At 76.2% G+C, this 8,370-nt stretch carries 10 protein-coding genes and 1 pseudogene; 7 read left to right on the top strand and 4 right to left on the bottom strand.

What is annotated here, in order from left to right; genetic code table 11:
• From AB6N23_RS06835 to fabG, 3 genes and pseudogenes are all read right to left on the bottom strand, one after another.
• A pseudogene (locus AB6N23_RS06835) lies at window positions 1-119 on the bottom strand (SixA phosphatase family protein); the annotation flags it as partial.
• Window positions 120-215: 96 nt separating this feature from the next.
• On the bottom strand, window positions 216-983 hold the full coding sequence (gene fabI, locus AB6N23_RS06830) for an enoyl-ACP reductase FabI (protein WP_412865340.1): 768 nt from the start codon (window positions 981-983) through the stop codon (window positions 216-218).
• A 66-nt stretch (window positions 984-1,049) separates the two neighbouring features.
• Window positions 1,050-1,811, bottom strand: coding sequence for a 3-oxoacyl-ACP reductase FabG (fabG, locus tag AB6N23_RS06825; RefSeq protein WP_412865339.1), 762 nt, complete (start codon window positions 1,809-1,811; stop codon window positions 1,050-1,052).
• A gap of 112 nt (window positions 1,812-1,923) precedes the next feature.
• On the opposite strand from fabG, the gene AB6N23_RS06820 reads away from it, so the two are divergent.
• The 3 genes from AB6N23_RS06820 to AB6N23_RS06810 are packed head-to-tail and all read left to right on the top strand — an operon-like array spanning window position 1,924 to window position 3,511.
• Window positions 1,924-2,259, top strand: coding sequence for a DUF3099 domain-containing protein (locus AB6N23_RS06820; RefSeq protein WP_412865338.1), 336 nt, complete (start codon window positions 1,924-1,926; stop codon window positions 2,257-2,259).
• The gene (locus tag AB6N23_RS06815) at window positions 2,259-2,492 is read left to right on the top strand and encodes a hypothetical protein (protein WP_412865341.1); all 234 of its coding nucleotides are present in this window, start codon (window positions 2,259-2,261) and stop codon (window positions 2,490-2,492) included. The genes AB6N23_RS06820 and AB6N23_RS06815 overlap by 1 nt, the downstream gene beginning before the upstream one ends.
• Complete coding sequence (locus tag AB6N23_RS06810) at window positions 2,489-3,511, top strand: SURF1 family cytochrome oxidase biogenesis protein (RefSeq protein WP_412865337.1); 1,023 nt, start codon at window positions 2,489-2,491, stop codon at window positions 3,509-3,511. The genes AB6N23_RS06815 and AB6N23_RS06810 overlap by 4 nt, the downstream gene beginning before the upstream one ends.
• 19 nt (window positions 3,512-3,530) lie before the next feature.
• Here AB6N23_RS06810 and AB6N23_RS06805 read toward each other — a convergent pair whose 3' ends face one another.
• Window positions 3,531-5,129 carry an ABC-F family ATP-binding cassette domain-containing protein gene (locus AB6N23_RS06805; protein ID WP_412865336.1) on the bottom strand — a complete coding sequence of 533 codons (1,599 nt, stop codon included), beginning with the start codon at window positions 5,127-5,129 and terminating at the stop codon, window positions 3,531-3,533.
• 161 nt (window positions 5,130-5,290) lie between these two features.
• On the opposite strand from AB6N23_RS06805, the gene AB6N23_RS06800 reads away from it, so the two are divergent.
• From AB6N23_RS06800 to ypfJ, 4 genes are all read left to right on the top strand, one after another.
• Window positions 5,291-5,965 (top strand): biotin transporter BioY, encoded by a 675-nt coding sequence (locus tag AB6N23_RS06800; protein ID WP_412865335.1) that lies wholly within the window; start codon window positions 5,291-5,293, stop codon window positions 5,963-5,965.
• Complete coding sequence (locus AB6N23_RS06795; protein ID WP_412865334.1) at window positions 5,962-6,717, top strand: energy-coupling factor ABC transporter ATP-binding protein; 756 nt, start codon at window positions 5,962-5,964, stop codon at window positions 6,715-6,717. The genes AB6N23_RS06800 and AB6N23_RS06795 overlap by 4 nt, the downstream gene beginning before the upstream one ends.
• A 35-nt stretch (window positions 6,718-6,752) precedes the next feature.
• On the top strand, window positions 6,753-7,373 hold the full coding sequence (locus AB6N23_RS06790; protein WP_412865333.1) for an energy-coupling factor transporter transmembrane component T family protein: 621 nt from the start codon (window positions 6,753-6,755) through the stop codon (window positions 7,371-7,373).
• A gap of 72 nt (window positions 7,374-7,445) precedes the next feature.
• The gene (gene ypfJ / locus AB6N23_RS06785) at window positions 7,446-8,315 is read left to right on the top strand and encodes a KPN_02809 family neutral zinc metallopeptidase (protein ID WP_412865332.1); all 870 of its coding nucleotides are present in this window, start codon (window positions 7,446-7,448) and stop codon (window positions 8,313-8,315) included.
• Window positions 8,316-8,370 lie beyond the last annotated feature (55 nt).

The following is an 8,370-nucleotide window of genomic DNA, read 5'->3' as shown; positions in this document are numbered from 1 at the left end:
GCACCGGCGGCGGACGCCTGGCGCCGGCCGGCGAGCGCGAGGGGGCGCTCGTGGTCGGGCAGCACGCCGGCGGGCTCGGCCTTCGCGTGCCGCAGGAGCACGAGTCGGTGGGGTGTCACGGGACCAGCGTCCCACCGCGGACGACCCGCGCGGCACGCTGTCCGCGCGGGTCGTGCGTGACGTGCGCGACGTCGGCGGTCACGGGTGCGTCGCCGTCAGAGGCCCATCGCGTGGACGCCGCCGTCGACGTGGACGATCTCGCCCGTCGTCGCCGGGAACCAGTCCGACAGCAGGGCGGCGACCGCGCGTGCGGTCGGCTCCGGGTTCGTCACGTCCCACCCGAGGGGCGCACGGTCGGGCCAGCCGCCCTCCATCGACTCGAAGCCGGGGATCGACTTCGCGGCGGTCGTGCGGATCGGGCCGGCCGAGACGAGGTTGACACGGATGCCCTGCGGCCCGAGGTCGCGCGCCAGGTACCGGGCGGTCGACTCGAACGCCGCCTTGGCGACACCCATCCAGTCGTAGACCGGCCACGCGTAGCGGGCATCGAAGGTGAGGCCCACGACGGAGCCGCCCGGACCCATGAGCGGCAGCGCCGCCACGGCGAGCGACTTCAGCGAGTACGCGCTGATCTGCACGGCGGTCGCGACGTCGTCCCACTCCCCGGCGAGGAAGTTGCCGCCCATCACGGACTGCGGCGCGAAGCCGATCGAGTGCACCACGCCGTCGAGGTGTTCGGCGTGCTCGCGCACCCGGTCCGCGAGCGCGGCGAGGTCGTCGGCCGACGTGACGTCGAGCTCCACCACGGGCGCCGGCTGCGGCAGCCGGCGCGCGATCGCCTGCGTCAGGCGCATCTGGCGGCCGAACGACGACAGGACGACCTGCGCGCCCTGCTCCTGCGCGAGCCGCGCGACGTGGAACGCGATCGAGCCGTCCGTGAGGACGCCGGTGACCAGGAGCGTCTTGCCCTCGAGCAGTGCCATGGGGGATGCCTTCCGTGCGGGGAGATCGGGGTGCCGGCCGCGGGGCCGGCGCGGTGTCGGGGTGCGTCAGTGGCCCATGCCGAGGCCGCCGTCGACGGGCACGACCGCGCCCGAGACGTACGCGGCCGCGTCGGACGCGAGGAACTCGACGACGCGCGCGACCTCCTCGGCCTGGCCGAACCGGCCGGCGGGGATCGACGCGAGGTACGCGTCCTGGCGGTCCTGCGGGAGCGCCCTCGTCATGTCGGTGTCGATGAAGCCGGGCGCGACGACGTTCGCGGTGATGTTGCGGCCGCCGAGCTCGCGCGTGATGGACCGCGCCATGCCGACGAGCGCCGACTTCGACGCCGCGTAGTTGACCTGGCCGGGCGAGCCGTACAGGCCGACGACGGACGAGATGAGCACGATGCGGCCGCGGCGCAGCCGGATCATGCCCTTGCTGGCCCGCCGGACCACGCGGAACGAGCCGGTCAGGTTGACGTCGAGGACGTCCGTGAACTCCTCGTCCGTCATGCGCATCAGCAGCTGGTCGCGCGTGACGCCGGCGTTCGCGACGACGACCTCGACGGGCCCCTGCGCCGCCTCGATCTCGGTGAACGCGGCGTCCACCGCGGCCGTGTCCCGCACGTCCGCGCGCACCTCGAGGACGCCGTCGGGCGCGCCGCCCGACCGGACGATCGTCGCGACCGCGTCGCCGTCGGCGAGGAACCGCTCGGCGATGGCCCGGCCGATGCCGCGGTTGGCGCCGGTCACCAGGACGCTGCGCGGGGCGCGGACCGGCGCGGCGGGACCGGGGGTGGGCGTGGGCTCGGGTGTCGTCGCAGGCACGGGTCACGACGCTAGCCGACGCGCTGCGCCGCGCACGGGGTGCGGGCGCGCACGAGTTGCCCCTCACACGTTGTGGAAGACCCACAACGACGTGCGGCGCCTACCATGGGGTGTGAGCAACCGACGCCGTCGCGACCTCTCCCCGGAGGAGGTGCACCGCATCACCTCCGCGCCCGAGCCGCTGGCGGACGACCTCGCCCGCCGGCAGCGCCGCTACCTGTGGCAGATGGGCATCCGGGTGGTGTGCTTCCTCGCGGCGGGGCTGCTGTGGGCGCACGTGCCGTTCGCCGTGTCGATCACGCTGGTGGCGGCCGCGGTCGTCCTGCCCTACGTGGCCGTGCTGCTGGCGAACGCCGGCCGGGAGCGGCGCGTCGAGGGCGACGTGTACATGACGCCGCGCGAGCTGGGTGCCGCACCGCGGGGCGGCGGCGAGCTGGGCGGGTCGTGATGACCGCGCCCGTGCCCGACGCCGTCGACGAGCTGGTCTGCAGCGCGCGCGGGTGCCGCGCCGACGCGACGTGGGGCGTCCTGTGGAACAACCCGCGGCTGCACACGGCCGAGCGGCGCAAGGTGTGGCTCGCGTGCGACGAGCACCGGGAGCACCTCCGGCAGTACCTCGAGGTGCGCGGGTTCCTCCAGGACGTCGTCCCCGTCGCCGACCTCGAGCGGGCGGCCCCGTGAGCGGGGCGCCCGCGCGCACCTCGGTCGACCCCGGCCTCGCCGACGTCGGTCCCGTCCGTCCGGGCCGGCTGCCCGGGGAGCCGTCGGACGCCCGCGCCGACGCGCGCCGACGCGCCCTCGGCCTCCTCGCGCTGGCCGTCGCGGTCGCGGTGGTCTGCACGCTGCTGGGGCGGTGGCAGTGGTACCGGCACGTGCACCGTGCGGAGGCGATCGCGGTCGTCGAGGCGAACTACGCCGCCGCGCCGGTCGACCTGGCCGACGTCGTGGCCGCGCCGGACGCCCCGCTGCCGGCCGACGACACGTGGCGCGCGGTGACGGTGTCGGGCCGGTACCTGACCGACGCGACGGTCCTGCTGCGCAACCGCCCCGTCAACGGCACGCCCGCGTACCACGCCCTCGTGCCCCTGCTCGTCACGGACGCGGCGCCCGACGGCTTCGGCGCGCCGGTCGACGCGGGGCGCGTCCTGGTGGTCGACCGCGGCTGGGTGCCCACGGGCGACGACGGCTCGGTGGGCGTCGACGTGCCCGCGCCGCCCGCCGGTGACGTGCGCGTGACCGTCCGCCTGCGGCCGGGCGAGGCGACCAGCGACCGCGACGCCCCCGCCGGTCAGGTGCAGGCGATCGCGCCGGAGCAGGTCCTCGCGGCCGGCGGCGACGCCGTGCCCGCCGACGCCGTCCCGTACGCGGCGTACGGCGCGCTCGTCGAGGAGCTGCCGGCGGCCGCGGAGGCGCTCGGTCCGCTCGCGGCGCCGAGCACCGACCCGGGCTCGCACCTGTCGTACGCGTTCCAGTGGTGGGTGTTCGCGCTGGGCGGGCTCGTCGCGTTCTCGGTCGCGGCGCGGCGCGAGTGGCGGGACGGCGCCGCGACGCCCGGTGCGGCACCGGGCGCGTCGCCGACCGGCACCGACCCGGCCGCGTCCGTGCCGACGCGCCGCCGACGCGCACCGGGCCGCGACGAGCTCGACGAGGACGCGGAGATCGACGCGCAGCTGGCCGGCCGCGCCGGGCGGCCGGCCTGAGCCGTCCCGCGCGGAACCGTCAGGCCAGCGCGATGAGGTCCAGGTAGTCCGGGCCCCAGAGGTCCTCGTCGCCGTCGGGCAGCAGGAGCACGCGCTCGGGCTCGAGCGCCGCGACCGCGCCCTCGTCGTGGCTGACGAGCACGACGGCACCCTGGTAGCCGCGCAGCGCCGCGAGGATCTCCTCGCGCGACGCGGGGTCGAGGTTGTTCGTCGGCTCGTCGAGCAGCAGGACGTTCGCGCTGGAGACGACGAGGGCCGCGAGCGCGAGCCGCGTCTTCTCCCCGCCCGACAGCACGCGCGCCGGCTTGTCGGCGTCGTCCCCGGAGAACAGGAACGAGCCGAGCACCGAGCGCACCTGGGTGTCGGTGAGGTCGGGGGCCGCCGTGCGCAGGTTCTCGACGACCGTGCGGTCGAGGTCGAGCGTCTCGTGCTCCTGCGCGTAGTAGCCCAGCTTGAGGCCGTGGCCCGGCTTCACCTCGCCGGTGTCCGGGCGCTCCAGCCCGCCGAGCATGCGCAGCAGCGTCGTCTTGCCCGCCCCGTTGAGGCCGAGCACGACGACCTTGCTCCCCCGGTCGATCGCGAGGCTGACGTCGGTGAAGACCTCCTGCGAGCCGTACGACTTCGACAGGCCCTCGGCGGTGATGGGCGTGCGCCCGCTCGGCGCGGGGTCCGGGAACCGCAGCTTCGCCACCTTGTCGGACACGCGCGCCGCCTCCAGCCCGGAGAGCATGCGCTCCGCACGGCGGGCCATGTTCTGCGCCGCGACGGCCTTGGTCGCCTTCGCGCGCATCTTGTCGGCCTGGGCGATGAGCGCCGCGGCCTTCTTCTCGGCGTTGGCGCGCTCGCGCCGGCGGCGCTTCTCGTCCGTCTCGCGCTGCAGCAGGTACGCGTCCCAGCCGAGGTTGTACTGGTCGAGCTGCGAGCGGTTCGCGTCCAGGTGGTAGACCTTGTTGACCGTGGCCCGCAGCAGCTCGACGTCGTGGCTGATGACGAGGAACCCGCCCGGGTACGCCTTGAGGTAGTCGCGCAGCCAGACGATCGAGTCGGCGTCGAGGTGGTTCGTCGGCTCGTCGAGCAGCAGCGTCTCCGCACCGGAGAACAGGATGCGCGCGAGCTCGACGCGGCGGCGCTGACCGCCGGACAGCGTGCCGAGCGGCTGCCCGAGCACGCGGTCGTCCAGGCCGAGGGCCGCGGTGATGCGGTGGGCCTCCGACTCGGCCGCGTACCCGCCGGCGGCGGTGAACCGCGCCTCGAGCTTCGTGTACCGCTCCATCGCGCGGTCGCGGGTCGCGTCGTCGGCGGACGCCATGGCGCCCTCCGTCTCGCGCATCGCGGCGAGCACGGCGTCGAGGCCGCGCGCCGAGAGCACACGGTCCATCGACAGCTGCGCGAGGTCGCCCGAGGCGGGGTCCTGCGGAAGGTAGCCGACGTCGCCGCCGAGCGAGATGGTGCCGCCCGTGGGCTGGGTCTCCCCCGCGAGCGTCTTGGTCAGCGTGGTCTTGCCGGCGCCGTTGCGGCCGACGAGACCGATCCGGTCGCCGGCGGCGATGCGGAAGGTCGTGGGTTCGAGCAGGACGCGTGCGCCCACGCGGAGCTCGACGGCCGAGGCGGTGATCACTGTGGTTTCCTCCGACGACGCCGGGAGGGTTCTGGAGCCCGGCACAAACGCCCGACAGTCTACCGAGCCGCTAGCGTGACGAGCGGCTCAGGGGTGCGCCGGCGGCCGGCGCACGCGCCGGGGTGCCGCGCGACCCCGACACTCCCCGCGGAAGGCGACCCATGTCCAGCGCTTTCGACGACACGACCACCCGCCCGGCCGCGCCCGCGGACGCCGGCGACGCCCCGGCGTCGGCGCTGCCCGCGCCCCGCACCCGCCGCCGCCCGGCGACCGACGTCGCGCTCGTCGCCACCTTCGCCGCCTTCGTCGCGGCGTGCGCGCTCGTCCCGCCGATCCCCACCGGCTCGGGGGTGCCGATCACGCTGCAGACGTTCGGCGTGATCCTCGCCGGGCTCGTGCTCGGCCCGTTGCGCGGCTTCCTCGCGGTGGCGCTCTACCTGGTCGTCGGCCTCGCGGGCGTGCCCGTCTTCGCCGAGCTCACCGGCGGGCTCGGCGTGCTGGGCAAGCCGTCGGTCGGGTATCTGCTGTCCTTCCCCGTCGCCGCGGCGCTGGCGGGCCTGCTGGCGCGGGTGGCGCTGCGCGCGCCCGTGCGGTGGCGCTGGGCCGCGCTGGCCGCCGCCGGGCTCGGTGCGTCGTTCCTCACCGTGCACCCGGCCGGTATCGCAGGGCTCATGTGGCGCCTCGGCGTCGACCTGCCCGCCGCGTTCGCCATCGACGTCGTCTACTGGCCCGGTGACGTCGTCAAGAACGTGCTCGCCGGCGCGGTGACCGTGGCCGTCCTGCGGGCCTACCCCGACCTGCGTCGCGACGTGCGGGCCCGCGCACCCCGCCCGTGATCGAGCTCGAGGACGTCGAGGTCACGGCCTGGACGTCCGATGCCGGCGGCGGCGACCGGGTCGTGCGGCTCCTCGGGCCGGTGTCGCTGCGGCTGACGGAGCGGCGCGTCGCCGTCGTCGGCGCCAACGGCTCGGGCAAGTCGACGCTCGCACGGCTGCTCAACGGGCTCGTCCTGCCCTCTGCCGGGCACGTGCGCGTCGACGGGCTCGACACCGCGCACGACGGCGCGGCCGTGCGCCGGCGCGTCGGGTTCGTCTTCACCGACCCCGACGCCCAGATCGTCATGCCGACGCCCGTGGAGGACGTCGCGCTCTCGCTGCGCCGCACCGTGCCGGACGCGACGGAGCGCACCGCCCGGGCGCTCGACGTGCTCGCCCGGTTCGGCCTCGCGGAGCGCGCCCACGTGCCGGTGCACTCCCTGTCCGGCGGGCAGCGCCAGCTGCTCGCCCTCGCCGCCGTCCTCGCCACCGAACCGGCGGTCCTCGTGTGCGACGAGCCGACCACGCTGCTCGACCTGCGCTGGCGCACGCGCGTCGACGCGCTGCTCGCGTCGCTCGAGCAGCAGGTGGTCGTCGTGACGCACGACCTCGACGCCGCCGCGCGCGCCGAGCGGGTGCTGGTGGTCGACGGCGGCACCGTCGTGGCCGACGGCCCGCCCGAGGCCGCGCTGGCGCACTACCGCGCGCTCATGACCGGTCCCGCGACGGGCACCGACGCGGGCCGCGCCCCGGCGCACGGGGCGCGCGCGTGAGACGCCGCGGGGCCGACGTCCGCTCCCGGCGGCCGGTGCGCGCACCGTGGGCGGGTCCGCTCGGCCTGCACCACCCCGGCCGCAGCGTGCTGCACCGCGCGCCCGTGCCGGCGAAGCTCGCCGCGCTGGCCGTCACGAGCCTCGCGGTCGTCCTCGTGCGGGGCGTACCCGCGGCCGTGCTGGGCCTCGCCGTCGTCCTCGGCGCCACCGCGCTGGCGCGCGTCCCGTGGCACCGCACCACGCGCGGCCTCCTGCCGGTCGTGCTCACGGCGGTCGTGCTCGGCGCCTACCAGGCGTGGGTCGGCGACCCGGCGCGCGGCGTCGAGGCGGCCCTGGACCTGCTGACGCTCGTGCTGGCGGGCACCCTCGTCACCGCCACCACGCGCGCCGACGACCTGCTCGCCGCCGTCACGCGCGCCGCCCGGCCGCTGCGGCACGTCGGCCTGCCACCGGAGACGGTCGGGCTCGCGGTCGGCCTGTTCCTGCGCAGCGTGCCCCTGCTGGTGCACACCGTCACCGAGACGCGCGACGCCGCGCGGGCGCGCGGCCTCGAGCGCGACCCGCGGGCGCTCGTCGTGCCCGCGGCCGTCCGCATGGTCGGCCACGCACGCACGACGGGCGACGCCCTCGCGGCCCGCGGCCTCGGCGACGACTGAGCGTCCGGACGTCCGACGAGGACCGGCACCCCTCGCCGGGCGGCGGCGCGCACCCCGGTCTACCGTGACGCCGTGACGTTCAGCGAGGGTGGCGACTTCGAGGGCGGGCGCGTCCGCCGACGGTCGGGCGGCCGTGCCGTTGCAGCCGGCGGCGGCGGTCTGGTCGGCGTGATCGCGCTGGCGATCTTCCTGTTCACGGGCCAGGACGTGACCCCGCTGCTCGGCGGCGGCGGCGGCCAGGGCCAGGTCGAGGACGTCGGCGCGTGCACCGTCGAGCAGGCGAACACCGACCCGACGTGCCGGTTCTCGGCGACGGTGCAGTCGCTCGACGCGTTCTGGTCCGCGACGCTGCCGGCGACCGGCGCGACGTTCGCGCAGCCGGCCGGCGAGGTGTTCGAGGGCGCCACGCAGACCGCCTGCGGTGCGGCGTCGGCGTCGACCGGCCCGTTCTACTGCCCGCCCGACCAGACGATCTACCTCGACCTCGGCTTCTTCCAGCTCCTGCAGTCGCAGTACGGCGCGCAGGGCGGCCCGCTCGCCGAGATGTACGTCTACGCGCACGAGTACGGCCACCACGTCCAGAACCTGACCGGCGTCTTCGACCGCGCCGACCGCAGCGGCGGCGGCGCCGAGTCCGACTCCGTGCGCGTCGAGCTGCAGGCCGACTGCTACGCCGGCATGTGGGCCGGCGACGCCGCGACGCGCGTCGATCCCGACCGCGGCGTGACGTTCCTCGAACCCATCACCGAGGAGGAGCTCGCGCAGGCCCTCGACGCGGCGGCGGCCGTCGGCGACGACCACATCCAGCAGCAGTCGGGCGGCGGCGTCGACCCCCACACGTGGACGCACGGCTCCAGCGAGCAGCGCCAGCGCTGGTTCACCGTGGGCTACGAGCAGCGCTCGATCGAGGCGTGCGACACGTTCGCCGCCACCACGCTCTGACGCGAGGCCTCGCACGGCCCTGCACGCGCCGACGGCCCGGTCCCTCACGGGGCCG

The organism is Cellulomonas pasadenensis (genome assembly GCF_047229365.1).
Taxonomy (GTDB): domain Bacteria; phylum Actinomycetota; class Actinomycetes; order Actinomycetales; family Cellulomonadaceae; genus Cellulomonas.
Note: the sequence above shows the minus strand (reverse complement) of the source record. Positions and strands in the feature narration are given on the sequence as shown.

What these genes read in the sequence shown, in the direction of transcription:
- fabI (WP_412865340.1), bottom strand. Translation starts at nt 983, where the DNA reads ATGGCACTGCTCGAGGGCAAGACGCTCCTGGTCACCGGCGTCCTCACG.
- AB6N23_RS06815 (WP_412865341.1), top strand. Translation starts at nt 2,259, where the DNA reads ATGACCGCGCCCGTGCCCGACGCCGTCGACGAGCTGGTCTGCAGCGCG.
- AB6N23_RS06800 (WP_412865335.1), top strand. Translation starts at nt 5,291, where the DNA reads ATGTCCAGCGCTTTCGACGACACGACCACCCGCCCGGCCGCGCCCGCG.